General features: G+C 51.3%; 1 rRNA gene. It reads right to left on the bottom strand.

Annotated elements, in window-relative coordinates:
- Positions 1–25 precede the first annotated feature (25 nt).
- Positions 26–427: ribosomal RNA gene (locus tag PGR09_RS24520) — 16S ribosomal RNA — on the bottom strand; the annotation flags it as partial.

Genomic DNA, 427 nt, shown 5'->3' with positions numbered 1-427 from the left:
CACTACAAAGGCAGGTTCTTTAAGGTAAGGAGGTGATCCAACCGCAGGTTCCCCTACGGTTACCTTGTTACGACTTCACCCCAGTCATGAATCACAAAGTGGTAAGCGCCCTCCCGAAGGTTAAGCTACCTACTTCTTTTGCAACCCACTCCCATGGTGTGACGGGCGGTGTGTACAAGGCCCGGGAACGTATTCACCGTAGCATTCTGATCTACGATTACTAGCGATTCCGACTTCATGGAGTCGAGTTGCAGACTCCAATCCGGACTACGACATACTTTATGAGGTCCGCTTGCTCTCGCGAGGTCGCTTCTCTTTGTATATGCCATTGTAGCACGTGTGTAGCCCTACTCGTAAGGGCCATGATGACTTGACGTCATCCCCACCTTCCTCCAGTTTATCACTGGCAGTCTCCTTTGAGTTCCCG

This window comes from Klebsiella sp. 141251, from assembly GCF_050600725.1.
GTDB lineage: Bacteria > Pseudomonadota > Gammaproteobacteria > Enterobacterales > Enterobacteriaceae > Klebsiella > Klebsiella aerogenes.
This window is presented reverse-complemented; position numbering and strand designations above follow the sequence as displayed.